Genomic DNA, 26,300 nt, shown 5'->3' on the forward strand with positions numbered 1-26,300 from the left:
ATCGTACGTCTCCATAGATTTCTCGCCGGACGGTACGGCGAGAATCTCCGAACAGTGACGATAATCCCTATCAGTTCCCCGTCTGTGAAGCGCTCGCGAAACCGATCAGAGTTCGCTCTCGTCGGTGTAGACCTCGTCGAGGTCGACGTTGGGTTCGCGACGCGGTTCGCGCTCGGGGTTGCGCGACTCTCCAGGGTCTCGCGCCCGTGCGCGCTCCATCAGGATCTCCTGTGTGTCGCGGACGGGTTCCTCACCGGGGTGCTGCTGTACGTAACTGCCATCCGATTGCATCACCCACCGCCGGCGGTTGTCCGAGAGCATCACCGAGAGAATCTCGTCGAGTTCGGCCTGTAGATCCGGATCTTCGACCGGCGCAACCGCTTCGATGCGGCGATCTAAGTTCCGCGTCATCCAGTCGGCCGAGCCGACGAAGTACGCGGGATCGCCGGCGTTCCCGAACTTGAAGATCCGCGAGTGTTCGAGGAACCGACCGACGATGCTGTGGACCTTGATCGACTCGGTCGCCCCGTCGACGCCCGGGCGGAGCCGACAGATGTCGCGGACGAACAGGTCGATGTCGACGCCCGCGTCGCCGGCCTCGTACAGTTTTTCGACGATGCCGGGGTCTTCCAGCGCGTTCATCTTCGCGATGATCCGGCCGCCGTCGCCCGCCTCGGCGTGTTCGATCTCGCGGTCGATGAGTTCACAGATGCGCGATCGAAGCGTCTCGGGGGCGACCAGCAGCTTTCGGTACTCCTGCTGTCGGGAGTGGCCAGTGAAGGAGTTGAACAGGCGGACGATGTCCTGTCCGACGTCCGGATCGGCCGTGAACAGGCCGAGATCGACGTATCCCTTCGCCGTCCCCGAGTGATAGTTCCCGGTCGCGACGTGGGAGTAGATGCGGACGTCGTCGCTCTCCTGTCTGACCGCCAGTGCGACCTTACTGTGGGTCTTCAGGTCGATCGAGCCGTAGGCGACGTGGATCCCCTCCTCCTCGAGGCGCTTGACCCAGCGGAGGTTGTTCTCCTCGTCGAAGCGGGCTTTCAGTTCGACCATCACGGCGACCTGCTTGCCGTTCTTCGCGGCGTCGATGAGGCTCCGGAGCACGCGCGAGTCGGGTGCGGTGCGGTAGATCGCGGCTTTGATCGCCAGCGTGTCCGAGTCGTGTGCGGCCGCGTCGAGGAACGCCTGGACGGTGTCGTCGAAGGTGTGATAGGGGTGATGCACGAGCGCGGGCTTCTCGCGGATCGCCTCGAACAGGTCGTCGGGGCGGTCCGGGTCCAATTTGGCGAACCGCGGGTGCTGCTGTGGCGTCCACGGCCGCAGCTTGAGCGAGGGTGCGTCGAGATCGACCAGACCGTCGAAGTCGCGCAACGCCAGCGGTGAGGAGACCTCGAACACCTCGTCCTCGGTGATATTGAGGTGTCTGACCAACAGCTCTCGGATGCGGTCGGCCGCACCGTCTGCGATCTCCAGGCGGACGATCGTCGCGAACCGCCGCTGTCGGAGGACGTCTTCGATCTGTTCGATCAGCCCCTCCGCGACGTCCTCGTTGCGCCGCACCTCCGCGTTCCGCGTCACGCGGAACGTCGTGTAGTGTGTGACCTCGACGTTCGGAAACAGGAGGTCGAGGTTCGCCGCGATGACCTCCTCGATCGGGATGTAGCGGCCACGCGGGTCGCCCTCGATCTCGTCGACGGGCGTCCCGACGTCGAAAAGGGGGATCAGCCGGGGCAGATTCGCGGGCACCTTGATCCGGGAGAAGCGCTCTTCGCCCTCGTCGTCGCGGGTGAGCACCGCGAGCGACAGCGACAGATTGGAGATGAACGGGAACGGATGCGCCGGATCGAACGTCAGCGGCGTCAGCGTCGGCAGGACCGAGGACTCGAAGTACGAGCGGAGTCGATCTGACTCCTCGTCGGTCAACCCCGCCGCTCCAATGATTTCGATGCCTGCGTCCTCGAGTTCGGGCTGAACTGCGTGCTGATAACACCGCGCCTGCGTCTCGACCAGGTCCGACGCCATTTCGAGAGACTCCCGCCACTGCTCTTTGGGCGAGCGGCCGTCGACCGTGGACGTGGTGACGCCGGCGTCGATCTGCTGTTTCAGCCCGCCGATCCGCTTCATAAAGAACTCGTCGAGGTTCCGCGTCAGAATCGAGAGGAATCGGAGTCGGTACAGCGGTGGCTGGCGCCCGTCTAACGCCTCGTAGAGCACCCGCCACTGGAAACTCAGCTCCGAGAGCTCCCGGTTGAGATACCAACTCTCGTCGTCGAAGGAGCCGGTCGGCTCCTCGTCGGCCAGCGGCGGCGTTCGTGCCGGCGCGTCGGTCGCCCACTCGGTCGGACCGAGCGTGACCGGATCGGGGATGTCCGACGCCGACGACGCCGCCTCGTCGTCGGTCGCGGTCGTCGTTGTGGCGTCCTCAGTCGCCGCTGTATCCCCGGTCCCTGCTGCGTCGTCCTCGATCCCTGAATCGATCCCGTCGTTCGCTTCGACGTCGCGAGCGGGGTCGGACTCGCTGTCGACGTCCGCGGCCGGGCTGGTTTCGTCTGCGCTTTTCGCCTTCGGATCGCCGTCTTCGGTGGAGTTGTGACTATCTGACATTCTTCTCGTGCGCCGTCGAGGCGACCTTCGAGTCGGATCGTTCGAGCCCTGTTTGTTGAGCCGGGACGCGGTGGATGGAGTCGTCGCCGAGGCGGTACGCCGTCAGCGACCCGCCGTAGACGCAGCCGGTATCGAGCCCGACGCTCCACGCCCTCACGAGCGGTTCCTCGAGTACGGTGTGACCGAAGAACACGCGCGGCGGTCCCTCGTAGGAGTCGTACCAGAACGGGCCGTCGTAGCCGCCGCCCGGGACGGTCGCTCGCGCGGTCTGGAGGTCACCGACCGTGTGTTCGGCCAGCGGCACGTCGGGATAGACGCCGCCGTGGACGACGAGTGCGCCGTCCCAACTGATCGCGACCGGGAGCGACCGGATCCACTCGCGCGCCGCTTCGTCGAGTTCCGGCAGCGTCGCCTCCCCGCGGAGGACCTGTTCCTCGTTGTTGCCGCGGACCGAGAGCATATTCTCGGCCGCCCGCACGCGCTCGACGACGCCGGCGCTGTCGGGGCCTTTCCGGACGAGGTCGCCGACGAAGACGAACAGGTCGTCCGCCGACAGACCAACCGCGCCGACGAGCTGATCGAGCGTCTCTCGGCACCCGTGGACGTCGCCGACGACGTAGACGTCGTCCCACTCCGTCGGATCTATCCGCCGGTGTTGATCGGCGACGTCGGGGGCGAATGATAGCGGCATCCCCTCGAATAGAGACGCTCGATCGACTTTAAGACGTGCTAAGATCGGTACGTACTGCTATTGAGAGATGGGTATTCGACGCTCTCGGAGCGCGGTCGACGCGTCCGAGCGGGGCCAACAGCGGTGACGGGGCGCGGCCGCTCACCGAAGCGCCGCGTAGACTCCGCCGAGCACGACGCCGTAGACCACGTGCCCGACGAGACTCATTACGCTCACGTTCGGGAGCGGCGGATTCGCGGGCGACCCGACCACGGAGAGCCAGATCGGCATCACGAGGACCGCGAGTACGATCCAGAGCACGACGCCGTACCCCACGCCGAGCGCGGTGCTCTTTGCGATCGTCAGATCTGCCTGCGTCGACGCGATCGCGGCGAAGGCGACGCCGAGGACCGCACCGTGGGCGACGTGGATCGTGAACCCCGCGAGCCCGCCCGTCAGGAAGTACATCGAGGGGATCGCGACTTCGAGCACGGGCCGCATCTGCATCGCCATCAGCCCGCCCATCACGATCGCGGCGACGACGCCGGCGACGACGCCGTACTGCCACTCGTTCGTTTCGGTCTGTGCTGTCGTCTGGGTGGCGGTGTCTGTCGCCATAGCAGAGACGACCGCATACTCCCGAATAATGGCATCCCGGCCGCGCGATCCGGACGCACTGGGCCGATAGAAATATGCGGTATGAAAACAAACAGCACAGAATTATCGAGCCTACAGATTTCTGTCGGTATCTGCGATCTTGTAGTACAACTACACTACAAGTGAGAAAAATCAATGTTTGCTACGAGTAATATCCGGCCACCGTTGAGAACCGTTTCCTTCCCGTTATAAGCTAGCCCGCAGATAGTATTGTGTAGAAAAAGAATGACTGTAGTAAATGGCTTAGACACCGACGAGCTCGAAAACCTGATTGAAGCGGCTGCGGAAGACCCTGATTCGGCGTCGTTCACGTTCCGGGCAGAAACGGAGTGGACTGGTGGATTTGCGAGTGAAACGCACATCAGCGACTTCGAGCAGGACGGGACGACGGTCGAGTCGCCGGAGTTCACGATTACTGGCGACGAACCCGAAGCGCTCCTCGGCGAGCGGGCCGGTCCCAACGCCGTCGAGCACCTCCTCGCCGCGATCGGTTCGTGTCTGGCCGTGACGTATGCGGGGCACGCGGCGGCGCACGGCATCCAGATCGAGGACCTCTCCTTCGAGTTCGAGGGCGACATCGACCTCCGTGGATTCCTCGGTCTGAGCGACGACGTCCGACCGGGCTACGACGAGATCCGCGCGACGACGCATATCGACGCCGACGCGTCGGAAGCGGAACTCCAGGAACTACACGACGAAGTCACGGCGACTTCCCCGCTGTACGACAACGTGACGAACGAGGTCGCACTCGACTTCGACCTCCAGTTCGAGTAAGCCGCCCGCGCCGCCACGCGAAGCACACGGACACGTCTCTTCCCCCGTCCGAGGCTTTTAATCTCAGGAAGGCGGAGAGACCCCTGTGTCGACGACCGGCGAGTACGAGCGGTTCTTCCCCTACGAGGAGCCGTATCCGAATCAGCGCTCTGCGATGGCCGAAATCGCCGAGGCGCTGGACGACGAACGCGACGTTCTGTTAGAGGGTGCTCCGGGGACGGGCAAGACGCTCTCGGCGCTCGTGCCGGCGCTTGAGTACGCCCGCCGGACGGACAAGACGGTGGTCATCACCACCAACGTCCACCAGCAGATGCGCCAGTTCGTCGAGGACGCCCGCGCAATCACGCGGGAGGAACCGCTCCGCGCGGTCGTGTTCAAGGGCAAATCGTCGATGTGTCACATCGACGTCGAGTACCAGGAGTGTCAGACGCTTCGCGACACTACGCGGACGCTCGTCGAGAAGGAAACCGAGCGCGCCGAACTGAACCAGCAGGCCGAGGCGCTCTTGGATCGGATCCGCGAGGGCGAAGACGGCGCTGGCGAGGCCAGAAACACGGTGACGGACGAACTCGACGCCGTCGAATCCGAACTCGAAGAGCTACGGGACGGCAACGTCTGTGAGCACTACTACAACAACCTCGTCGGCAACACCGACGAGTTCTTCGAGTGGCTCTTCGACGACGTTCGAACCCCAGAAGAGATCTACGAGTACGCGGACCAACGACAGCTCTGCGGCTACGAACTCCTCAAAGAGGGGATGGAGGCGGTCGATCTGGTGGTCTGCAACTACCACCACCTGCTGGACCCCGCGATCCGCGAGCAGTTCTTCCGGTGGCTCGGTCGCGAGCCAGAAGACGTCGTCACCGTCTTCGACGAGGCTCACAACATCGAGTCGGCCGCGCGCGACCACGCGAGTCGGACACTGACCGAAAACACGCTCGAAGAGGCGCTCTCGGAACTGGAAGACGCCGACGACTCGCGGGCGCAACCGGCCGAGAACGTCCTCTCGGCGTTCCTCGGCGCGCTCAGAGCGACCTACGACGACGCGCTCGGCTTCGGAGAGCGCGAGCAGGTCGGCGACGACTGGTACGATCTCACGATCGCCAACAGCGACCGCCGCGACGACCTGACGCTGGCGTTTCTCGACCGCTACGAGGGCCGCGGCATCGACGCAGAAGTGGATCTGGCGCTCCAACTCGGGCGAGCGCTCGACAGGGAGTACGAGGAAGCGTACAAGAACGGGCAGGCGACGACGCGCTCGGAATGTCAGACGCTGCAGGCCGCGGAGTTCATCGCGGCGTGGATGGCCGACGGCGGGAAACTCGGCCAGCACCCGATGTGTTCGGTGCGGCGCGACGCCGGGACCGAGGAGGTGTACGGGCGCGCGGAACTGTACACCTGCATCCCGCGGGAGGTGACCGAGACGCTGTTCGAGGAGGTCAACGCGAGCATCCTGATGTCGGCGACGCTGCGCCCCTTCGACGTGATCGAAGACGTGCTCGGCCTCTCGGATCCGGCGACGATGGCCTACGGCCTCGAATATCCCGAGGACCGCCGGCGGACGCTCGCGGTCGAAGCGCCGGCGCTTTTCAGTTCCGAGCGGAGCGACCCCAACACGCAGTCTGCGGTCGCGGACGTACTGGCCGACGCGACGCGCTTCACGCCGGGGAACGTGCTCCTGTTTTTCCCCTCCTACGCCGAGGCCGAGCGGTATCACGACCGCCTGCTGAACCGCGCCGACGTGACGAGTCGGCTCCTCCTCGACGAACCGGGCGTCGAGACCGAGTCGATGCGCCAATCGTTCGTCGGCGGGGACGACGCGATTCTCTGCACGTCGCTGTGGGGGACGCTCGCAGAGGGCGTGAGCTTCGACGGCGACGACGCCCGGACGGTCGCCGTCGTCGGCGTGCCGTATCCGCACCTCTCGGAACGAATGGAGGCGATACAGGACGCCTACGACCGCGCCTACGCCGACCGGCGCGAAGCGGGCTGGCGCTACGCGGTCGAGATCCCGACGATCCGGAAGACGAGACAGGCGCTCGGCCGGGTCATCCGCGCCCCCGACGACTACGGCGTCCGGCTGCTCGTCGACAAGCGCTACACCCGCGCGAGCGCCGATATGGGGAAGTACGGTGTCCGCGGGAGCTTTCCCCCAGAGGAGCGCGCCGAACTCGTCGACGTCGACCCCGAGAAGTTGAAATTCGCGATGTTGAACTTCTACGCCGACCTCGACGCCTACCCGGACGAACCACCGCGGCCGTAGCCCTAGCCTCACGCGAACCACCCACGCGCCCCGACGCCTGATCGGCCGAACGGCTGATATCGTTGGAGACCAACTAGACTCCGATGCGAACTCAGCCCCCTGGACCCGCGGGCGTACCGGTCTTCGGGAACAGCCGCCAGTACGCGCGGGACCCCTTCACGTTTCTCACGAGCGTCGCGGACGCCTACGGCGACGTGGCGCGCTTCGACCTCGGGCCGATCGAGACGTATATGGTCACGAATCCCGCGGACATCGAGCGGGTGCTGGTGACCGAGGACGCGAAGTACCACAAACCGGACTTCCAGGACGACGCCATCGGCACGCTGCTCGGCGATGGGCTGCTGCTCAGTGAGGGCGAGACGTGGCGCAAACAGCGCCAACTCGCCCAGCCCGCCTTCGGCCCGAAGCGCATTTCGGCACTCGGCGACGTGATCTCCCGTCACGCCCAGACGATGCTCGACGACTGGGAGGCGGGCGAGGTCCGCGACGTCCACCTCGAAATGGCCCGCGTGACCGTTCGGATCATCGTCGAGGCGATGTTCGGCTCGCAGCTGACCGACGAGCAGACCGAACTGGTCCAGGAGAACCTCGAACCGCTCGGGAAGCGCTTCGAGCCCGACCCGCTGCGATTCCTCGTCCCCGACTGGGTCCCGACACGAGAGAACCGCGAGTACCACGAGTCCGTCCGTATCTTAGAGGAGATTATCGACGACGTCGTCGCCGAGCGGCGCGGCACCGAACACGACCCCGACGTCGACCCCGCCTCCGACATCGTCGGCGACGCCGACGAGCCGATGGACCTGCTGTCGATCCTGCTGCGCGCGAAACAGCGCGGCGAGCAGTCCGACCAGCAACTCAGAGACGAACTGATGACGATGCTGCTCGCGGGCCACGACACGACGGCGCTGACGCTGACGTACACGTGGTATCTCCTCTCACAACACCCCGAGGCGGAGGCGCGGGTCCACGAGGAACTCGCCGCGGTCTGCGGCGACGCGCCGCCGACGGCCGCGGACGTGCGGCAACTCGACTACCTCGAACGCGTGTTACAGGAGGCGATGCGGCTCTATCCGCCGGTGTACGTCATTTTCCGAGAGCCGCAGGTCGACGTCGAACTCGGCGGGTATCGGATTCCGAGCGGCTCGGCTGTGATGCTGTCGCAGTGGGCGGTCCATCGATCCGAGCGGTGGTACGACGATCCCGAGACGTTCGATCCCGACCGCTGGCTGCCGGAGCGCCGGCGCGAGCGACCGCGATTCGCGTACTTCCCGTTCGGCGGCGGTCCGCGTCACTGCATCGGCAAGCACCTCTCGATGCTCGAGGCGAAACTCATTCTCGGCACCGTCGCCCAGGAGTACGAACTCGACTACGTCCGCGACCGGCCGTTCGAGCTCCGAGGGTCGCTGACGATGCACCCCGAGGAGCCGATGGGGATGCGGCTCACGCCCCGCTGAGGCGACCGCTGTAAGCCGACGCGGTCACCGTAACGGAATCCGCGCCGCGGGCTCCCGATAGCGCGAGTCCCAGATCTGGACCTCGTTCGCCGTCCACGCGACCGGCTCGATCTCCGTGCGATCGACGAGGTCGGCGGCGTCCGCGATGCGACCCCCGCGAGCGAGCGTCACGTGCGGGACGTACCCCTCGCCCTCCATCCCTTCGACGGTGCCGAACGACTCACAGAGTCGGCGATGCAGCGCGTGGAGGTCCGGGCTCTCGACGGTGAGATAGACGACCGGACCCGGACCTCGCGGCGGCGTCTCGAAGTAATCGAGCCCGGTCACTCGGAGGTCGATCCCGGAGCGCCCGCCCCTGCGTTCCCGAAGGATCGGCCGGAGTCGCTCGCGGAGCCGCGGGAGCGAGTCGGCGTCGTCGTCGAGTGCGGTGTCGAAGCGCTTCGCGAGCAGCGTGTGCCGCTCGCGGATCCGCTCGAACCGCGTGAGTTTCGGATGCAACTCCGAGGCGAGGCGGTCGACCTGCCCCGGGACCGGGACGTTCAGACTGAACACGGTCGAGCGTCGGCGCCAGCGGGCAAGAAGCCGTCGGGAGCGACCCGCCTACCGGAGCGTTTTGTTCCGGACCGATCAACAGAGTCGTATGAATCGCTGTCCAACGCTCGCCAGACGTCGCGTTCTCGCCGGGGCGGCGAGCGTGTTCGTCGGTGGAGTGCTGGCCGGATGTAGCGAGCAGTCGAACGGGGCCGACAGTGGCGACGGACCGACTAGCGTCACGGCCGGGGCGAACAGCACGACTGGGTCGACCACTGCCACCGACGGCCCGACCAGCGAGACTGGAACGACCGACGATGACGGCTCCGAGGCGACGGACGAGTCGCCCCTCGATCTCCGAGAGGCGAACGTCGTCGGTGTCAGTTTCGAGGGCCGGGCGGGGTCCTACACGTTCGACGTGACGCTCCATCACGACGACGCCGGCGAAGACGGCTACGCGAACTGGTGGCAGATCGAGCGTCTCGACGGGACCCGACTGGGCCCCGGGAACTGCTCCACGCACACTCCCAGCAACCGTTCACGCGCTCTGAAACCATCGAGATCCCCGAGGACGTGACCTGCGTCGTCGTCCGCGGCCACGACCAGACGCACGGCTACGGCGGGCGAGTGCTGCTCGTGAATCTCGATACAGCGGCGACACGAACCATCGACCAGGGTCCCGACCGCCAGGGCGTCGACGAGGCCGATTGCCCGTGAGAGTGCGGTTCTCGAGCGTATTAGATTCGATCGAGCAGCCACAGCACGATGAGCGCAACGACGGCGAGTCCCAGGAACGGTCGCAGCGGACCCAGAAGTTCAGCGAGAATCCCGAGGATGCCGCCGACGACTTCCAGCACGAGCCAGATCACGACGAGGACGAGCACGACCTTCAGCAGGTCTTCGACCTCCAGTTCCGCACGGTCGGGTCCGGGGCTCGGTAAGCGCATACTCTCCCTCTCTTGGCCATCCTGAAGTGCCTTCGGGCGCGGTGACGTCGCTCTCGACTTCCTCTCTCGACCGCGCTCTGTCGCTGCTGCTCCGTGCCCACTGGCCGGGACACCCTTAATGTGACTCCGTCACAATGTCTTCTATGGCGAACCTCTTCCGCGAACTCGGCCGGCTCTCCGCCCGCGGCCTTCCCGGCTGGGTGGTCCCCACTGTGGGCGTCGTCGCCGCCGTCCTCGTCGCCTTCGCCCTCTTCGGCGGGGATCCGGTGACGGTCGTCGGTCTCGTGGTCCTCGTACTCGCGATCGCGACGGTGTACAGCACGGTCGAGATCGTCAACGCCTACGAGCGCCGCGTGCTGACGGTGTTCGGAGAGTACCGACGACTGCTCGACCCCGGACTCAACGTGATCCCGCCGTTCATCTCGAAGACCTACCCCTTCGATCTCCGGACGCAGACGTTCGACGTCCCCAAGCAAGAGGCGATCACGCGCGACAACTCGCCGGTGACCGCCGACGCCGTCGTCTACATCCGCGTGATGGACGCGAAACGGGCCTTCCTGGAAGTCGACGACTACGAACGCGCGGTCTCGAACCTCGCGCAGACGACGTTGCGGGCGGTTCTGGGCGATATGGAACTCGACGAGACCCTCTCAGAAAGAGAGAAGATCAACCGTCGGATCAACGAGGAACTCGACGAACCGACCGACGAGTGGGGCATCCGCGTCGAGAGCGTCGAGGTGCGGACGGTCAAGCCGAGCGCGGACGTCGAGAACGCGATGGAACAGCAGACGTCCGCCGAGCGCCGCCGCCGCGCGATGATCCTGGAAGCGCAGGGTGAACGCCGCTCCGCCATCGAGACGGCGCAGGGTGCGAAGCAGGCGAACATCATCCGCGCCCAGGGTGAAAAACAGAGTCAGATCCTGGAAGCGCAGGGCGACGCGGTCGCGACGGTCCTCCGAGCGCGGGCCGCCGAGTCGATGGGCGAGCGCGCGATTATCGACCGCGGGCTGGAGACGCTCACGAACATCGGCACGTCGCCGTCGACGACGTACGTCATCCCGCAGGAACTCACGAGCCTCCTCGGCCGGTACGGGCGCGGGCTCACCGACTCCGATATGCAGGCGTCGGCCGCTCTGGAGAGCCTCGACTTCGACCCGGAGACTCGGGACCTCCTCGGCATCGACGACGTAGAAGAGATCGTCGCGGACGTCTCCGACATCGAAGCCGTCGAATCGGTCGGCGATCTCCCCGAGCGCGGCGACGGCGCGGCCGAGACCGAGGTCGACCTGAATCTCGACGGCGCGTACGAGAGCCAATAACGTAGAGCGAGGTTTCGTCGGCCCGCCGGGGTCGCGGTCGCGACTTCTTACCCAGGCAACACGAACAATCGTTATAATTATCCGGCGACCGAAAGTATGTGTTAGTATGAGCCACGAACGCGGTCCGGCAGTTCCCCGCGGCGAGGCAACGCCCCCGACGCCAGAGAACTCGCCTCTGAGTCGGCTGAAGCGGCATCTCCTCGAGTGGCCACGGCGCTATATCGAGATGCGCGTCGACGCCGTCGAACGATAGTTTCGCGCTCGCACTCGCGTGCTCTGCTCGAATAGAAGCAGTTAGGTGGCTTCTCCAGCCATATCTGTCCGATGGTAACTCCGCTACATCTGGGACTCGAACACCCCAGCGTACTGTGGCTGCTCGGCGCCGGCCTGCTCGCATTCGTAGCAGGGCTCGTCGTCAATCTGTACCGCTCACGCCGCGCCGACACGTCCGCGAACGCTGTCGGCGAGCAGAAATAGCGTCCGACAGTATCAGCACCGCATCGACTGAGAGCTGTTTTCCGCTTACGCGTCCGGGTCGTCGTCCCGAACGGTCAGCACCGGCACCGACGCGTGACGCATCACCCGCTCGGTGACGCTACCGATCAGGTAGCGGTCGATCCCCGACCGGCTGTGGGTCCCCATCACGACGACGTCGGCGTCCGCTCGCTGGATCTGATCGAGGATCTCGTCTTGCGGGATTCCCATCACGACCGACCGCTCGACGTCGACGTCGTCGGGGAGGTACTCGACGGTCTCGTCGATAGCTGCCTCGGCGCGGTCGCGCTCGGCTTCCTCCCACGCTTCGGGTGCGAGCCCGCTGCTCGGGCTCTCGAAGCGGTTTCGACTGTCGGCGACCGACACGACGCGGACAGTCGCCTCGTTGGTCTGTGCGAGCGATCCCGCGTGTGTCGCCGCCGCCAGCGACGCGTCGCTGCCGTCGGTCGGAAGCAGCACCGTCTCGTACATCTCAGGCCACCCCCGCCGCCATCAGGAACAGCGCAACCGAGATAATCGCGAACAGGCCGCCGACGAACGCCTTGATCGTCGACGTGCTGAGCGCGTTCGAGACGTAAGGCGCGATCTGGCCGCCGGTCACCGTCGCCGGGACGGTGAAGACGACCATATTCCACGGCGTCGAGGCGAGACTCAGGCTGTGCCCGCCGACGAGGCCGCCGCCGAACACGTGGACCAGCGAGGCCAGGATGGCCGTCAGCGCCACGACGATGTGGTTCGTCCCGATAGCGACGCGGACCGGGACCTTGGTGCCGAGCATCGAGATGATCCCGAGTTCGCCGACGCCGAAGCCGGCCAGCCCCTGGAACATACCCCCGATGCTGTAGTTGGCGAAGCGGCGGAGATAGCCGCCGCGCGTGTAGCGGTAGTCGTCGCCCTCGCGGTCGACGCGGGTCACGGTCCCTTCTTCGTCGGTGTGGACGCCGGCGGGGCCGAGCTTCCCGGCGTCGTCCGGCAGTTCAGCCTGGCCGCCGTCAGTCGCGGCGGCGTCGTTGTGGTCGGCGTCAGTGCCCTCGTGGTCGAGATCAGCCTTGAACAGCAGATACGACGCTGCGAGCAGCGCGAGTCCGAGCAGCCCGTGGAAGAGCGGTTCGGGGATGACGAACGACAGGAGCGCGCCGCCGACGACGAAGGGAACCGCGCCGCCGACGAGCGTAAGCGCCAGGCGTCGGTCGACGAGCCCGTACTGAATGAACGCGATCGCGGAACTCGACAGCCCGAACGCCTCGCTGATCAGTCCGACCTTCACGATCGTCTCCGGCTCCAGCGGGTTCGCGGCCAGCGGGAAGAGGAAGATGAGGAACGGGACGAAAAGCGCCGAACCGCTGATCCCGACCGTGTTCACGATAGTGGCCCCCAGCAGGAACGCCGGGAACAGCCACCAGTACTCGAGCCAGTAGTCCATCCACGGGCCCTCGAACATATTTCCGATGCCGGTCTCGGCCGGCGTCGGAGCGCTGAGCAGGACCCCGACGATGAACGCGAGGGGCGCGAGGAACACGAAGATGTGCTGATAGCGCAGGAACGACCGCTGGACACGACTGTAGGACACTGATGTCATTGGTTTCGTTTGGAGGTTAGTTGTCGACAGGAGATACGACCGGATCGACGGAAGAACGAGGGGCTATCGATCGGTGCGGTGCTGCGCTGACGGGGTCCGTGTGCTGACAGCGGTCGAACGTCGACTCGAGCGACGAACGGTCGAGCGCGCGGGACATCTACGTGATGCCCCCTCGCGTATCGCGGTGGAAGTTGTGATCGATTCGGGCAACCGCGTCGTCGAACATCATCGTAGCCGCCGGATAGCGACGACCGAGGAATAAATCTTGAGGTTCGAACTCGCCGTGGGGACGTGTGGCGTGCGGCGTTTCGCCCATCCTTGCCCCGTCGTCGCGACCCGCGTCAGGTCAGCGATCGTCAGTCGACGCGTCGTCCTGGCGGTCTCCGATCGCGTCCTCGCCGGGCGGCACGCCACCGAGTGCATCGTCGCCCACTGGCACTCCGTCGAGCGGGTCGTCGCCGGGGTCGACACCCTCTTCGCGACCGTCGCGTTCGTCGTCCTCGGCGATCCCGAACTCCTGTCTAAGTGTCCGGATCCGATCGCGGATGTCGGCTGCGAGCTCGAATTCGAGGTTGTCTGCGGCCTCCTGCATCCGGTCTTCCAGGTAGGCGATCCGTTCGCGCGCTTCCGACTCGTCGGCCGGCTCGTCGCTCGTCGATTCGCCGCTGCTCCCACCGCTCCCGGGGAGGCTCGTCTCGCCGATCGCTTTCTCGATCGTCTTCGGCTCGAAGCCGTGCTCCTCGTTGTACTCGCGCTGGATCTGCCGTCGGCGACGCGTCTCATCGATCGCAGACTGCATCGAGTCGGTCGTCTCGTCGGCGTAGAGGACGACCTCGCCCTCGACGTTTCGCGCGGCGCGGCCCATCGTCTGCACGAGCGTCGTCTCCGAGCGGAGGAATCCCTCCTGGTCGGCGTCGAGGATGGCGACGAGTGAGACCTCGGGGATGTCCAGGCCCTCCCGGAGGAGGTTGATCCCGACGAGTACGTCGATGTTCCCCAATCTGAGGTCCCGAACCAGCTCGTGGCGCTCCAGCGTGTCGGTCTCGTCGTGCATATACGCCACGTCGACGCCCGATTCTTCGAGGAACTCGGTGAGGTCTTCGGCCATCCGCTTCGTGAGCGTCGTGACCAGCACGCGCTCGTCGTTCTCGATGCGCTCGTCGACCCGATCCAAGAGGTCGTCGACTTGCCCGGTCGCGTCCGCGACCTCGATTTCGGGGTCGACCAGGTGCGTCGGGCGCACGATCTGTTCGACGATCTGCTCGGAGTGCTCCCGTTCGTAGTCGCCGGGCGTCGCCGACACGTAGAGCGTCCGGTCGGTCTTCTCCTCGAACTCCTCGAACGTCAGCGGCCGGTTGTCGTACGCCGTCGGGAGCCGGAAGCCGTTCTCGACGAGCGAGTCCTTTCGCGACTTGTCGCCGGCGAACTGCCCGCGGATCTGCGGGAGCGTCTGGTGGGACTCGTCGACGACGGTGAGAAAGTCGTCCGGGAAGTAATCGAGCAGCGTGTACGGCGGCTCCCCGGAGTCGCGGTCGGACATATGCACCGAGTAGTTCTCGATGCCCGAGCAGTAGCCCGTCTCCTGCAGCATCTCGATGTCGAAGGTGGTGCGCTCCTCGATCCGCTGGGCGGCGACGAGGTCGCCCTGTCGCTCGAAGTACCGGACGCGCTCGTCCATCAGCTCCTCGATCTCCGCGATCGCCTCCGCTAACTTCTCCTCGGGGATCGAGTAGTGCTCTGCGGGGTGCACGAGGACGGCCGGCTCCTCGGAGACGACCTCGCCGGTCAGGGGGTCCAGTTTCGTCAGGCGGTCGACCTCGTCGCCCCAGAACTCGATGCGGACGGCGTAGCGGCCGTACATCGGGTACACTTCGACGGTGTCGCCGCGGACGCGGAACGTCCCCTGCTGGAAGTCGACGTCGTTGCGCTCGTAGTTCAGGTCGACGAGGCGCGCCAGCAGGTCGTCGCGGTCGAGTCGGTCCCCGAGTTCGACCCGAAGCGCCATCTCGGTGTAGTTCGACGGGTCACCGAGGCCGTAGATCGCCGAGACGCTCGCGACGACGATGACGTCGTCGCGGGTGAGCAGCGACCGCGTCGCGGAGTGCCGGAGCCGGTCGATCTCCTCGTTGATCGACATATCCTTGTCGATGTAGGTGTCGGTCTGTTCGACGTAGGCCTCCGGCTGGTAGTAGTCGTAGTAGGAGACGAAGTACTCGACCGCGTTGTCCGGGAACAGATTGCGAAACTCCTCGTACAGTTGGGCGGCGAGCGTCTTGTTGTGGGCGATGACCAGCGTCGGCTGCTGGAGCTCCTCGATGGTCCACGAGACCGTGTTCGTCTTGCCCGAGCCAGTGACGCCGAGCAGCGTCTGTTTGTCCATTCCGGACTCGAAGCCCGACGCCAGTTGCTCGATGGCTTCGGGCTGGTCGCCTGCGGGATCGAACGGGGCGTCGACCCTGAACTCCCGATCCGCCGCCGGTCTGTCGGGCGAGAGCGGACTCGACCCGGAGGTATCGCTCATTGGGGCGCTATTAGGGGTTGAGTCACTTGAGACGGTCGGTCGGCGCAGTTCGTCGCGATCGCGATTACACAAGAAACGAGGGTGCGCCGTTTTGCCCCGGCCTATACGGAAAGGTACTCTTCGACGGCACCGGAGGCTTCGATCTCCTCGGGCGTCCCCTGCTCGACGACTCGTCCCGTTTCGAGGACGTAACAGTAATCGGCGACCGCCAACGCGAGGTTCAGGTTCTGTTCGACGATGAGCACCGAGATGCCGCGGTTGTCGCGGATCCGCTTGAGCTGTTCGCCGATCTCGTGGACGATCGAGGGCTGGATCCCCTCCGATGGCTCGTCGAGCAACAGATGACTCGGATCGGCGTTGAGCGCCCGGGCGATCGCCAGTTGCTGTTTCTGTCCACCGCTCAGCGTGCCCCCCTTGGCGTCGGCCTTCTCTTTGAGTGCCGGGAAGTACTCGTAGATGTACTCCGGAACCTCTCTCTTCAGGAGCAACTGATCGCCGCTGGCACTCCCGAGTCGGATGTTGTTCTCCACGGAAATCGCCCCGAAGATGTCTCGGGACTGCGGGACGTATCCGACGCCTTTCGCCGCCATCTCGAACGGCTTCAGCGTCGAGATGTTCTCGCCGTCGAGGAACACGTGGCCGCCCTGGAGATCGTTCAGTCCCATTATTCCCCGAAGCAACGTCGTCTTTCCGACCCCGTTGCGACCGAGGACGGCGACGATCTGGTCGGTCTCGACCTTGACATCGACGTTCCAGACCACCGTACTCTCGCCGTAGCCGATCTGCACGTCCGAGGTCCTAAGCATCGGCCGTCTCCCCGAGGTAGATCTGCTGGACGGTCTCGTTTCTCTCGATCTCGTCGATCGTGCCGCTGGCGATGATTTCGCCGCGATCGAGGACGGTGATGCTCTCGGAAACCTTTCTGATGAAATCCATATCGTGTTCGATGACGACGATCGCGACGTTCTCCGTCTCCCTGATCTCCTTGATGAGGTCGACGGTGTCGTTCGTCTCGCCGACGCTGATCCCGGACGTTGGCTCGTCGAGGAGCAGGAGTTCTGGCTCTGCGCCGACGGCCATAACGATCTCGAGCCACTGTTTCTCGCCGTGCGAGAGCGTTCCGACCATCGTGTCCTGTTTGTCGTTCAGGTTCGCGATCTCCAGCAGTTCCTCGATCCGCTCGCGGATGTCGCTGTCGTCGTGCGTCCGCAGCAGCTTCCACGGCGACGATGCCCGCGATCGGAACGCCAGTCGCATATTCTCGATTACGGTCTCGTCCTCGTAGACGCTCGTGATCTGGTACTTGCGAATAATTCCGCGCTGGGCGCGCTCGTGCGGCGGCACGGACGTGACGTCTTCCCCGTCGAACGTGATTGTCCCCTCGGTTGCCGAGAGCTTCCCGGTCAGAAGGTTCTGGAAGGTCGTCTTACCGGCTCCATTGGGTCCGATCAGTGCCTTCGTCTCGTTCGGCTGGACAGTGAAGTCGACGTCGTTGACCGCGGTGAACTCGCCGAAGCGCTTCGTCAGTCCCTCGGCCTGTAACAGCGGTTCGATCTCAGTCATCGACCTCACCTCCCGCGCCGATCTCGTTTCTGCTCGTGGACACGAGGGTCGCCTGGACTCCCTCGACAATATCGGAGAGGAGCCCGACGATTCCACGAGGCGCACCGATCACGACGGCGATGAACAGCAGTGCGAGGCCCATCTCCCAGTAGTTGATCAGCACGTCGCTCAGCGTGGAGTTGAGGTATTGGATCAACAGCGCCCCGAACACCGCCCCGATGAGGGTGCCACGGCCGCCGACAGCGATCCAGATGACCACCTGCGTCGAGAGCACGAAGCCCAAGAGCGGCGGCGAGACGAAGCCGTCGATGGTCGCGTACATACTGCCTGCGACGCCAGCCATAACACCGCTCAGAGTGAATATGATGAGCCGGTACTGCTGTGTGTCGTAGCCGAAGAACTCGGTCCGTTCCTGATTCCCACGAATCCCGCGCAGGACGCGGCCGAACGCCGAATCTACGAGGGTATTGAGAAACAGGTACGACCCCACGAGGACACCGAGTGCGAGGTAGTAACTCATCGTCGCGGTTAGCTCCACGCCGACGACCTGTATCGACGGAATCCCGTAGATCCCGTTGAAGCCGCCGAGGAAGCCCACGAACTCCCCGGCAATGCTTTCGAAGATTATCGAGACGATGAGCGTCGTGATCGCGAAGTACGACCCCTTCACGTCGGCGCTGAAGAGGAACCAGCCCAAAGCGAGCGTTAGCAGTGCCGCCACCACGGGGGCGACGATGAACACGACGGCGATGTCGGGGACCACGGGCACCTCTTTCAACAGTTTCGCGGTGACGTACGCGCCGACACCGAAGAACGCGGCGTGGCCGAGCGTCAACAGGCCGGTGTAGCCCCACACGAGGTCGATCGAGAGCGCAAGCAGGGCGAACGTGAGGTACGTCGACCACGTCGAAACCTGGTACTCCGAGACGAAAAGCGGGAGCGCGACGAGCGCGAGGAGTCCGACGATCTTCGCGACCGACGACGGCGTCTTCAGATTGACCGCAGCGTCTTTCGTCGCCATCTCACTCACCACCCCCCGTCGTGGGGACGAGCCCCTGCGGCCGGTAGCGGATGATGACCAGTGCGACCAACAGCACGGCAGCTTGCGCGATCGAAGTGTACCCGGAGATGACTGTCCGGAACAGGTTGTCGAGCCCGCCGAGGAGGACCCCGCCGGCGATGGTTCCTGTGAAGGTCCCGATCCCGCCGACGATAACGACGAGGAAGGAGTCGGCGAGCCAGGAAATTCCCATCGTCGAGTTGACACTCAGGAGTGGGGCCATAATCGCGCCGGACAGCCCCGCCAGCGCGGAGCCGAACGCGAACGTCGTCCGGTCAGAGACGCGCGTGTTGATGCCGACAGCCGCGGCCATCTCGCGGTCCTGAATCACGGCGAGCGCCATAATCCCGATGTCGGTGTAGGCGAACAGTCCGATCGTGATCGCCATCACCACGACGGCCACCACGATGATGAACGCCCAATGGATAGGGTAGGTCACGCCGAGCAGAGAGATCGAACCCTCCATCGGGGGCGCGACGCTCTTTTGTGACGTTCCGAACGCGATCGTCACGGCCTCCTGCAGCACGATCGCGACGCCCCACGTGGCCAAGAGGGTGTCGAGCGGCCGGTCGTAGAGCCGTCGGATGAGAGTGACCTCCATCGCGACGCCGACGAGCCCCACGACGAGGGGCGCGATCACGATGCTGAGCCACGGGGAGAAGCCGGCGCTCTGGACGGCGTATGCGGTGTACGCTCCAACCATCATCAGCGCGCCGTGTGCGAGGTTAAGCACCCCCATCAGGCCGAAGATGATCGTCAATCCGGAGGCGACGAGGATCAGCCCCGAGATCGACGTGAGCGATATCAGTACCCGATCGGCCAACTGTAACGGAATGGTTGTTGCTAATGTTGAGATCATGATGTGTCGAATGATGGGTGTGACTTAGACGTCTAGACAGCCCTCTGCGACGGTGATCCCGTACGGTTCGATCTGGCCGAACTCGGTCAGGACTTCGAACGCTCCGCTCTCGGCGTCGAACTCGCCGACGCGCGATTGCAGCGTCGCGTGGTGTGTTGCCGGATCCATCGAGACGGTTCCCTGCGGTGCGTCCATCGAAATAGGGTTCTCCAGCGCGGCTTTGACCTCCGCGCCGGACGAGGCGCTAGGTGCGTGTTCGGTCAACGCGTTGGCCATCAGGTGCGGCCCGAAGTACGACGCCTCCGCTACGAAATTCGGCGTCGTGTCAGTGCCGTACGCCTCCTCGTAGCTCGAAATGTATTCGTCGTTGGCTTCCCCGTCGAGGCTCGTGAAGTACGGTGCGGAGGTCAGGACACCGTCGGCGGCATCGCCGGCGGCGATAGCCTCCTGTTCGCTCATAATGTTGCCGGCCCAGACCATCTCGTCTATCAGTCCGACCGAGCCGGCCTGATTCAGCATCTCGACCATGCTCGTCCCGACCGTGGTGAAGTACACTGCGTCGGCGCCGGAGGACTGGATGTCGCTGAGTTTCGAGCCCCAGTCCGTGAAGCCGAGCGGTACGTAGTCCTCGGCGACAATCGAGCCGCCGTTCTCCTGAACAAAGTCGTCGACGACGGCGTTGGTTGTGTGCGGCCACACGTAATCGGAGCCGATCAGGTAGAACGAACTAATATCGTACTCCTCCATCAGCCACGGGATGTAGGGCTGAATCTGCTGCTTCGGTACGGCACCGTTGAAGAACACCCACTCGAGACTCTCTTCGGGGATGTTGATCTCGCCGCTGAAACCTTCCGCACCTTCGATCTCGCGACAGACACCGCCCTCATAGAGCGTCGGGTAGAAGAGCGGGACTTCGTTCTCCACGTAGATGTCGGTGATGGCGTTCCGCATCGCACTGGTGTACGCCCCGAACACGATGCTGCAACCGTCGCGGTTGATGAGCTGTCTCGACTTCTCGATCCCTGTCTGTGGCGCCGACGCCGTATCGGCCTTGACGAGTTCGATCTCGCGGCCGTTGATGCCGCCCGCGTCGTTGATCTGCTGGATCGCCAGTTCCGTGGAGTTCATCATCGGGCGGCCGATGACCTCCGTGCTCCCACTCAACGCGTACAGCGCGCCCACGGTCAGTGGTTCGTCGCTCGTGCCCGAGTCCTCGCTACTCTCACTATCGGAACTGCCACTCGAGGAGCTGCCACCGGAACACCCGGCGAGGCCGGTAATGCCGGCTCCCCCGGCCATCTTGAGTGCATTACGGCGACTGAGTTTGCGTCCGTGGTCTTCGATTGAACTTTCGTAGCCCATACCTAATCGAGTCCGGGTGATAAGTAAACAGATGTGTATTAGCGCAGTATTTGCAAACAAATGATTAAAATAAGTGAAAATTAGTATATAAACTTCCACTTAATATTGTTATAGGTGGTGGAATACGTGGCAAATGGGGCCTAAAGACAAACGGGACGTTGCTAGAGAGCTGCACAGCGGGGTCTGGATATTCTGGATTCCCAAACAGCACCTAAAGGAGTGAATATTAGTTCAATTGCTGGAACAATATGGCTGTGATTTAAGAAAGAGTTAATGAATAGTCTAATCTTTGGATGATTGTATCGATGAGACACGGTGACATTTCGTCGTCCGGAGACGCGGTCGGTGTAGCGGTCCATCAGACCTCGGCCCCGAGCCCGGAGTCGAAAGAAGAAGTGCTCGAACAGTGTGAAAATATCGCGAACAAGATTGAGGGGATCAAAACCGGCGCCCCGGGCGTCGATCTCGTCATCTTCCCGGAGTACTCGACGCAGGGGATCACCTACGACGAGGAGTTGATGAACGAGCTCGCGACGGAGGTCCCCGGCCCCGAGACGGAGATATTCTCGCGGGCGTGCAAGGAGAACGACGTCTGGGGCGTCTTCTCGATCACCGGCGAAAAACACGAGGACCACCCCGAGCGCAACCCGTACAACACGCTGCTGTTGATCGATAACGAAGGTGAGATTCAGCAGAAGTACCGCAAGGTCATCCCGTGGACCCCGATCGAGGGCTGGACGTGCGGCGATCAGACGTACGTGACCGAGGGCCCGAAGGGTCTGAAGATCAGCCTCATCATTTGCGACGACGGCAACTACCCCGAGATCTGGCGCGACTGCGCGTACAAGGGTGCAGAACTGATCGTCCGCTGCCAGGGGTACATGTACCCGGCCAACGATCAACAGGAGATCGTCGCGCGACACGCCGCGTGGGCGAACAACGCCTACGTAGCCGTCGCGAATCTTGCTGGCAGCGACGAGGTGTACTCGTTCTTCGGCAACTCGAATATCGTCGGATTCGATGGCCGCGTGCTCGGACAGTGCGGGGGCGAAGAGGACGTCTGGCAGTACGCCGAACTCTCCGTTCCGGAGATCCGCGACGCACGCGCGAACTGGCAGAGCCAGAATCACCTGTACAAACTGCTACACCGTGGTTACACCTCGACGGAGGCCGCCGGCCTCGGCGACGGCGAAGCAGCGAACCCGTTCCAGTTCTACGAGGACTGGGTGAACAACCCCGAAAAGGCCAAAGAACAGATGGAGAGCATCACGCGCTCGACCACAGGCACGCCCGATGCACCGATCGAAGGCCTGTCGATCCCCGAACCGGAGGACCTCCCCGCCGACGACTGATCGGTCCGTCCGTCGACGTCCGTTGTCCCGTGCAACGCGCGTCTGCGTCCCAGTATCGACGTCCGCCATTCCGCAGTTTTTCTATTCGAGTGAGGTCCTGCGGCAGGGTCGTTTCGTGGATGCGCCCCTTCCGGGGCCACCAGTCTGTCACTGCCCGCGAACGGCCGATCAACACCAGAGAGCGGAGCACCGACTCTACTCTCTCCTTGCGGTGGATCGGCCGAGTGAGAGCGGACGCCGTCCGAGAGGTCATACTGTCGGACAGAACTATGTGAAAATTATCGGCACCCCGTAGGTGCCAAAATGATTCACGAACTTCTGTCCGACAGTATCACTAGCTGCGGGTGTTCGACGGCGACCACACCCCTGTAGCAGGTTCCCGACCCGGCTGGAACCGGAGAACGAACTCACTGCCGATGAGCCGACGGTCGGCCCACTCGTGCTCGACAGACCGCACGTCTACGGGCGGCGCGAACGGCGACACCTCCCCGCGCTGCTGCTCCCAGGAGTCTCTGCTCGCAGTTCAACAGACCACAGACAGTAGACCTTTGCTCCCGGTCGTCGACGTCCGCGTATGCGACTCGCACGGCTGCAAACTCCGGACGGAATCGTTCGCGGACGGTACGACGACGGCGTCGTCGTCGCCGACGATGGCGAATACGTCGTCGGGCGCGACGGATCCCTCATCGCGCCCTGCACCCCGTCGGCGCTGTACTGCGTCGGCCGGAACTACGCGGAAACCCTCGATCAGATGGACTACGAACGGCCCGAGGAGCCGGATTTCTTCATCAAGCCGCCCGCGTCGCTGCTCGGTCACGAGACGTCGATCAGATACCCCGCGTGGACGGACGAACTCACCTACGCGGGCGAACTCGCCGCGGTCGTCGGCCGGCGGTGTCGCGACGTCGCGCCCGAGGACGTTTCGGACGTCGTTCGCGGATACACCATCCTGAACGACGTCGACGCGCTCGATCAGGCGGGCCGAACCGCGCGGAAGGCGTTCGACGGGTCGGGACCGCTCGGGCCGTGGATCGAGACTGACCTCGACCCGAGCGCGATCGAGATGGAGACGCAGATCAACGGCGAGGTCCGGCAGGACGCGAACACGGAGTTGATGCTGTTCGGCCCCGACGAGATCGTCTCGTTCCTCTCCGAACGGTTCACGCTCCGCCCCGGCGACGTCGTCGCGTTCGGCAGCCCGGCAAATCCCGGCCTCATCGAACCGGGCGACCGAATCGAGATCACCTACGAGGGCGTCGGAACGCTCCGAAACGACGTGATCGCGCCCGACGACGCATCGCGGTAGGCGTCGGTACGCCAACAGCTCTCGTGACAAGGGCTCAAAAGTAATGTGTCTGTGGCCGGAACCGTACGGTATGTCACGCGAACTCCTCCAGGAAGCGAGCGAGCGGCTCCGCGCCGCCGCCGAAGCCGCCGACAGCGACGTCCAGCGACGTATCTACGACCAGTCCGACGCGCTCGCGACGCTGGCCGCGCGCGAGGAGCAACCGGACCACGGCCGACTCGCTCGGCATATGAACGAACTCGCGGAACTGGCCGACGCGACCGACGGCGACGCCCACGACGCTGTCGTCGACGCTCGCTCGAAGGTCTCGACGTTCCGTGAGGGCGTCGAAGGCGTCTGACGCGCGGCAGACGAACGCGCTTATTATTGGCTGTCTCAGTCCCGAACCCCTCCGTTTCGGGTGGAGATTGACACCGAATCACAGGGTCAAGCTGGGACGTCGGCATCGGCGTTGGGACCAGCGGCTGCTGCGCGCTCCGCCACCGTGCGGTCGATCACAGACGCTTTGGTTGTCCTAGCAAACGTTCTTCGGCTTGATCCCCATCGATTCGAGCGTCTCGACGTAGTCGTCGTAGGCCGCGTCGATCACGGCGTCGCCAGCGTCGCGTGCGGCGTCCCAGTCGTCGTCGCTCTCACAGACGCCGTCGAGGGCGTCGGCGACACGGTCGCGTTCGGCTTCGAGATCCGAACGAAGGCCGCGGAAGTCGTCGGCGGCCATCGGATCCGCGTCGCCGACGAAGAAGCCGACCATCTGGCCGACGTGTTCGAGCGTGACGAGGTAGCGACCGAGGAGGCCGCCGAGGCGATCAGGCGTCGATTCCAGTCCCGAAAGCGTCTCGTAGCGCTCCGGTAGGTCGTCGAGTGACGGGTCACCGACCACCGACGCGGCGTGCTCGCGAGCCGCGTCCGCGAGTTCGGAGTAAAGTGCGCCGATGTCGCCGTTTTCGGCCGTACTCGCCGTCCATTCGTCGAGCACTGCCGCGAGTGCGAGCGCGTCGTCCGCGGCGGCCGCGCAGACCTGCTCGGCCGCCATCTCGCCGCCGGTGAGGGCGTACATCGCTTTCGAGGATCCCAGCCGGGAGAAGGCGGTCTCGTGGCCGTCGCGCAGTTCCGTCGCGAGGTCGCGTCCGTTCATACAGCACTGTTGGCCCGCAAATCGCTTGTAGCCATCGACACGTCGGGATAGCTGATACGCCTGCGCGCTGTCGGAGGCCCCGAACATCTATGTCTCGCGGCTGAGACGTTCGTGCCGTGAATCCCTCCTCAGCCCTCCGCACCGGCGGCCGGATGCTCTGGGAGCGTTCGGCGTCGGTCATCCCCGTGTACCTCCTGGTGAGCGGTCTGTACGGCGTCGCTCGCGTCCCGCTGCTCCTCGCTGCGCTTCTCGCTCTGTGGCTCGCCGCCAGCAGCGGACGGCTGCAGCCGTTCGTCGACGCGCTCCGCGACGCCGCCAGCGACTCGGCGCCGCCTGCGAGCGGTGACGGATCGGGGTCTGTCGACCTCGGTGCGGTCGATCCGGACCAACTCGGGCCGGGTCTCGACGACGCCGTCGCGAACCTCCTGACGCCCGATATCGTGGGGCTTGTCCTCCTCGGTGTGTTCCTCTCGGTGCTCCTTTCGGTCGTCGTTTCGGCCGTCGGCGGTGCGGCAGCGATTAGTACCGTCTTCGGCCTCCTGAAGGACGAGGACGGCGTCCTCGCCGCGGTCGAAGGCGCAGGGACGTACTGGCGCTCGTTCCTCGGCGTTCGCGTGCTCTTTTTGGCGGCGCTCGCGATCGTTCTCGTCCCGATCGGAGCCGCTATCGTGTGGGCCGTCGGCTCGGTCGTCGGCGCCTCGACGGGCGGTGTCGCGGCTTCCCCCTCTGCCTCGGCGGCCGCCGGTCCGTCTTCTGAGGCGTCAGTGCTCGCGCTCGCGGTCGTCGGGATCGGCTCGATCGTCGCGTTCGTCGCGGTTCTCGTCGTCTTCCTCCTCTTTGCGTTCGCCGAGCAAGCGGTCGTCGTCGACGACGTCGGCGCGGTCGCGGCCGTCCGACGCAGCGTTCGGTTCCCGTTCCGTCGCCCGGCGGCGTTCCTCGGCTACGTCGTCGTCGCGTTCGGCGCCCTCGTTGTCACTGGTTCGGTCGCGGGCGTCGCGTCGGTCGCCGGTGCGACCCGCGTCACCGGTCTCGTGAGCGCCATCGTCGTCCCGCCGGTCCTCGACGGCTTCAAGACGTCGCTGTACGCGGAACGGCCGCTCCCGCCGACGCTAGAGGTGGCTCCTCCCGGCGACCGACTCCGATCGGCGTTCGGCGGCGGGCTCAGAGCTGTCGGGGGGTTCGTCGCTGACCGCCCGCTCGCGAACGTCGCCTCGCTCGCTATCGTCCTCGCTGGCGGCGCAATCGGGTGGCGAGCGACGGCCTCCCTCGGCGTGTCGCTCCCCGTCGGCAGCGACGTGGGCAACGTCTTCGGCGCGTTCCCCGGCGGGACCTTCGTCAACCTGGCCGTGAACAACTGGCTGGTCGCCAGCGACGTGGCCTTCAGCGGCCTCGCAGCGGGCATTCCGGCGGTGGTGACGCTCGGGTTCAACGGGCTCATCGTCGGCGCTGTCGGCGGCGTTTTCGATCCGATCGCCTTCCTCGCGCTGGTCGCGCCGCACGGGGTCGTCGAGATCCCCGCACTCGTCGTCGGCGGCGGTCTCGGCCTGTGGCTCGGCGGCGTCGGCCTCGGTGCTGCTCGGGGGCGACTCGTCGCCGACGAGGTCGCATCGGCCATCCGTCGGACCTATCGGGTCCTCCTCGGCCTCGTGCCGCTTTTCGTCCTCGCGGCGTTCATCGAGGCGTTTCTCACGCCCGCGATCGCCAGCCTCGTGCTGACTGGGTGAACGCCGCCGCCCGCCGTCGCTCACGGGCGAGAAAGCGACGGGTGACTTTGGAGAGGCCAAATCGGAGGGCCGCAGTCAGCGGACGAGAAGAGAAGGTGTCAGAGGCACCGGGTCGCGTCGGT

The 26,300-nt window shown here is 64.8% G+C and carries 26 protein-coding genes; 12 read left to right on the forward strand and 14 right to left on the reverse strand.

Going from position 1 to position 26,300, the window contains the following annotated elements; translation table 11 throughout:
- Positions 1 to 105: 105 nt before the first annotated feature.
- The 3 genes from ppk1 to NO347_RS04830 all read right to left on the reverse strand — a co-directional run bounded on the left by ppk1 (position 106) and on the right by NO347_RS04830 (position 3,895).
- Positions 106 to 2,304 carry a polyphosphate kinase 1 gene (gene ppk1, locus NO347_RS04820; protein WP_425492350.1) on the reverse strand — a complete coding sequence of 733 codons (2,199 nt, stop codon included), beginning with the start codon at positions 2,302 to 2,304 and terminating at the stop codon, positions 106 to 108.
- A gap of 292 nt (positions 2,305 to 2,596) precedes the next feature.
- On the reverse strand, positions 2,597 to 3,298 hold the full coding sequence (locus tag NO347_RS04825; protein WP_256288527.1) for a metallophosphoesterase family protein: 702 nt from the start codon (positions 3,296 to 3,298) through the stop codon (positions 2,597 to 2,599).
- A 141-nt stretch (positions 3,299 to 3,439) separates the two neighbouring features.
- Positions 3,440 to 3,895: a DUF6789 family protein gene (locus NO347_RS04830; protein ID WP_256288528.1), complete on the reverse strand. Its 456-nt coding sequence runs from the start codon at positions 3,893 to 3,895 to the stop codon at positions 3,440 to 3,442.
- Positions 3,896 to 4,159: 264 nt separating this feature from the next.
- On the opposite strand from NO347_RS04830, the gene NO347_RS04835 reads away from it, so the two are divergent.
- The 3 genes from NO347_RS04835 (at position 4,160) to NO347_RS04845 (ending at position 8,425) form a co-directional block, all read left to right on the forward strand.
- Positions 4,160 to 4,708 (forward strand): OsmC family protein, encoded by a 549-nt coding sequence (locus NO347_RS04835; RefSeq protein ID WP_256288529.1) that lies wholly within the window; start codon positions 4,160 to 4,162, stop codon positions 4,706 to 4,708.
- A gap of 85 nt (positions 4,709 to 4,793) precedes the next feature.
- Positions 4,794 to 6,971 (forward strand): ATP-dependent DNA helicase, encoded by a 2,178-nt coding sequence (locus tag NO347_RS04840; RefSeq protein ID WP_256288530.1) that lies wholly within the window; start codon positions 4,794 to 4,796, stop codon positions 6,969 to 6,971.
- 83 nt (positions 6,972 to 7,054) lie between these two features.
- A complete protein-coding gene (locus NO347_RS04845) occupies positions 7,055 to 8,425 on the forward strand; it encodes a cytochrome P450 (protein ID WP_256288531.1) in 1,371 nt (456 codons plus the stop codon).
- Between the two features lie 24 nt (positions 8,426 to 8,449).
- On the opposite strand, the gene NO347_RS04850 is transcribed toward NO347_RS04845, so the two are convergent.
- Positions 8,450 to 8,977, reverse strand: a complete 528-nt coding sequence (locus NO347_RS04850) for a 2'-5' RNA ligase family protein (protein WP_256288532.1) — start codon at positions 8,975 to 8,977, stop codon at positions 8,450 to 8,452.
- An 88-nt stretch (positions 8,978 to 9,065) separates the two neighbouring features.
- On the opposite strand from NO347_RS04850, the gene NO347_RS04855 reads away from it, so the two are divergent.
- Both NO347_RS04855 and NO347_RS04860 read left to right on the forward strand, forming a co-directional pair.
- Positions 9,066 to 9,533, forward strand: coding sequence for a hypothetical protein (locus tag NO347_RS04855; RefSeq protein ID WP_256288533.1), 468 nt, complete (start codon positions 9,066 to 9,068; stop codon positions 9,531 to 9,533).
- Positions 9,530 to 9,673 (forward strand): hypothetical protein, encoded by a 144-nt coding sequence (locus NO347_RS04860; RefSeq protein ID WP_256288534.1) that lies wholly within the window; start codon positions 9,530 to 9,532, stop codon positions 9,671 to 9,673. Before NO347_RS04855 ends, NO347_RS04860 begins: the two co-directional genes overlap by 4 nt.
- A gap of 20 nt (positions 9,674 to 9,693) precedes the next feature.
- Here NO347_RS04860 and NO347_RS04865 read toward each other — a convergent pair whose 3' ends face one another.
- Positions 9,694 to 9,903 (reverse strand): DUF7554 family protein, encoded by a 210-nt coding sequence (locus tag NO347_RS04865; RefSeq protein WP_256288535.1) that lies wholly within the window; start codon positions 9,901 to 9,903, stop codon positions 9,694 to 9,696.
- A 143-nt stretch (positions 9,904 to 10,046) separates the two neighbouring features.
- On the opposite strand from NO347_RS04865, the gene NO347_RS04870 reads away from it, so the two are divergent.
- From NO347_RS04870 to NO347_RS04880, 3 genes are all read left to right on the forward strand, one after another.
- Positions 10,047 to 11,222 carry an SPFH domain-containing protein gene (locus NO347_RS04870; protein ID WP_256288536.1) on the forward strand — a complete coding sequence of 392 codons (1,176 nt, stop codon included), beginning with the start codon at positions 10,047 to 10,049 and terminating at the stop codon, positions 11,220 to 11,222.
- Between the two features lie 106 nt (positions 11,223 to 11,328).
- Entirely contained in the window at positions 11,329 to 11,475 is a 147-nt protein-coding gene (locus NO347_RS04875; protein ID WP_199723004.1) for a hypothetical protein, read from the forward strand.
- 71 nt (positions 11,476 to 11,546) lie between these two features.
- A complete protein-coding gene (locus tag NO347_RS04880; protein WP_158547650.1) occupies positions 11,547 to 11,699 on the forward strand; it encodes a hypothetical protein in 153 nt (50 codons plus the stop codon).
- A gap of 45 nt (positions 11,700 to 11,744) precedes the next feature.
- On the opposite strand, the gene NO347_RS04885 is transcribed toward NO347_RS04880, so the two are convergent.
- From NO347_RS04885 to NO347_RS04920, 8 genes are all read right to left on the reverse strand, one after another.
- A complete protein-coding gene (locus tag NO347_RS04885) occupies positions 11,745 to 12,188 on the reverse strand; it encodes a universal stress protein (RefSeq protein ID WP_256288537.1) in 444 nt (147 codons plus the stop codon).
- Position 12,189: 1 nt separating this feature from the next.
- Positions 12,190 to 13,296: a sulfite exporter TauE/SafE family protein gene (locus tag NO347_RS04890; RefSeq protein ID WP_256288538.1), complete on the reverse strand. Its 1,107-nt coding sequence runs from the start codon at positions 13,294 to 13,296 to the stop codon at positions 12,190 to 12,192.
- A gap of 346 nt (positions 13,297 to 13,642) precedes the next feature.
- Positions 13,643 to 15,817, reverse strand: coding sequence for an excinuclease ABC subunit UvrB (gene uvrB / locus NO347_RS04895; RefSeq protein ID WP_256288539.1), 2,175 nt, complete (start codon positions 15,815 to 15,817; stop codon positions 13,643 to 13,645).
- A 101-nt stretch (positions 15,818 to 15,918) separates the two neighbouring features.
- Positions 15,919 to 16,623 (reverse strand): ABC transporter ATP-binding protein, encoded by a 705-nt coding sequence (locus NO347_RS04900; RefSeq protein ID WP_256288540.1) that lies wholly within the window; start codon positions 16,621 to 16,623, stop codon positions 15,919 to 15,921.
- The gene (locus tag NO347_RS04905) at positions 16,616 to 17,380 is read right to left on the reverse strand and encodes an ABC transporter ATP-binding protein (RefSeq protein WP_256288541.1); all 765 of its coding nucleotides are present in this window, start codon (positions 17,378 to 17,380) and stop codon (positions 16,616 to 16,618) included. Before NO347_RS04905 ends, NO347_RS04900 begins: the two co-directional genes overlap by 8 nt.
- A complete protein-coding gene (locus NO347_RS04910) occupies positions 17,373 to 18,401 on the reverse strand; it encodes a branched-chain amino acid ABC transporter permease (RefSeq protein ID WP_256288542.1) in 1,029 nt (342 codons plus the stop codon). Before NO347_RS04910 ends, NO347_RS04905 begins: the two co-directional genes overlap by 8 nt.
- Position 18,402: 1 nt before the next feature.
- Complete coding sequence (locus NO347_RS04915; RefSeq protein ID WP_256288543.1) at positions 18,403 to 19,299, reverse strand: branched-chain amino acid ABC transporter permease; 897 nt, start codon at positions 19,297 to 19,299, stop codon at positions 18,403 to 18,405.
- Positions 19,300 to 19,323: 24 nt separating this feature from the next.
- Positions 19,324 to 20,661 carry a substrate-binding protein gene (locus tag NO347_RS04920; RefSeq protein WP_256288544.1) on the reverse strand — a complete coding sequence of 446 codons (1,338 nt, stop codon included), beginning with the start codon at positions 20,659 to 20,661 and terminating at the stop codon, positions 19,324 to 19,326.
- A gap of 305 nt (positions 20,662 to 20,966) precedes the next feature.
- Here NO347_RS04920 and NO347_RS04925 point away from each other — a divergent pair, with 305 nt between their 5' ends.
- From NO347_RS04925 to NO347_RS04935, 3 genes are all read left to right on the forward strand, one after another.
- Positions 20,967 to 22,013 (forward strand): aliphatic amidase, encoded by a 1,047-nt coding sequence (locus NO347_RS04925; protein WP_256288545.1) that lies wholly within the window; start codon positions 20,967 to 20,969, stop codon positions 22,011 to 22,013.
- Positions 22,014 to 22,587: 574 nt separating this feature from the next.
- The gene (locus NO347_RS04930) at positions 22,588 to 23,319 is read left to right on the forward strand and encodes a fumarylacetoacetate hydrolase family protein (RefSeq protein ID WP_256288546.1); all 732 of its coding nucleotides are present in this window, start codon (positions 22,588 to 22,590) and stop codon (positions 23,317 to 23,319) included.
- Between the two features lie 70 nt (positions 23,320 to 23,389).
- Positions 23,390 to 23,659 (forward strand): DUF7553 family protein, encoded by a 270-nt coding sequence (locus tag NO347_RS04935; protein ID WP_256288547.1) that lies wholly within the window; start codon positions 23,390 to 23,392, stop codon positions 23,657 to 23,659.
- Positions 23,660 to 23,833: 174 nt separating this feature from the next.
- Here the strand turns inward: NO347_RS04935 and NO347_RS04940 are convergent, their stop codons facing one another.
- On the reverse strand, positions 23,834 to 24,454 hold the full coding sequence (locus NO347_RS04940) for a transcription antitermination protein (RefSeq protein WP_256288548.1): 621 nt from the start codon (positions 24,452 to 24,454) through the stop codon (positions 23,834 to 23,836).
- Positions 24,455 to 24,570: 116 nt separating this feature from the next.
- Between NO347_RS04940 and NO347_RS04945 the strand changes: the two genes are divergently transcribed.
- Positions 24,571 to 26,178, forward strand: a complete 1,608-nt coding sequence (locus NO347_RS04945) for a stage II sporulation protein M (protein ID WP_256288549.1) — start codon at positions 24,571 to 24,573, stop codon at positions 26,176 to 26,178.
- Positions 26,179 to 26,300 lie beyond the last annotated feature (122 nt).

It is taken from the genome of Halobellus inordinatus, assembly GCF_024464655.1.
GTDB classification, from domain to species: Archaea; Halobacteriota; Halobacteria; order Halobacteriales; family Haloferacaceae; genus Haloquadratum; species Haloquadratum inordinatus.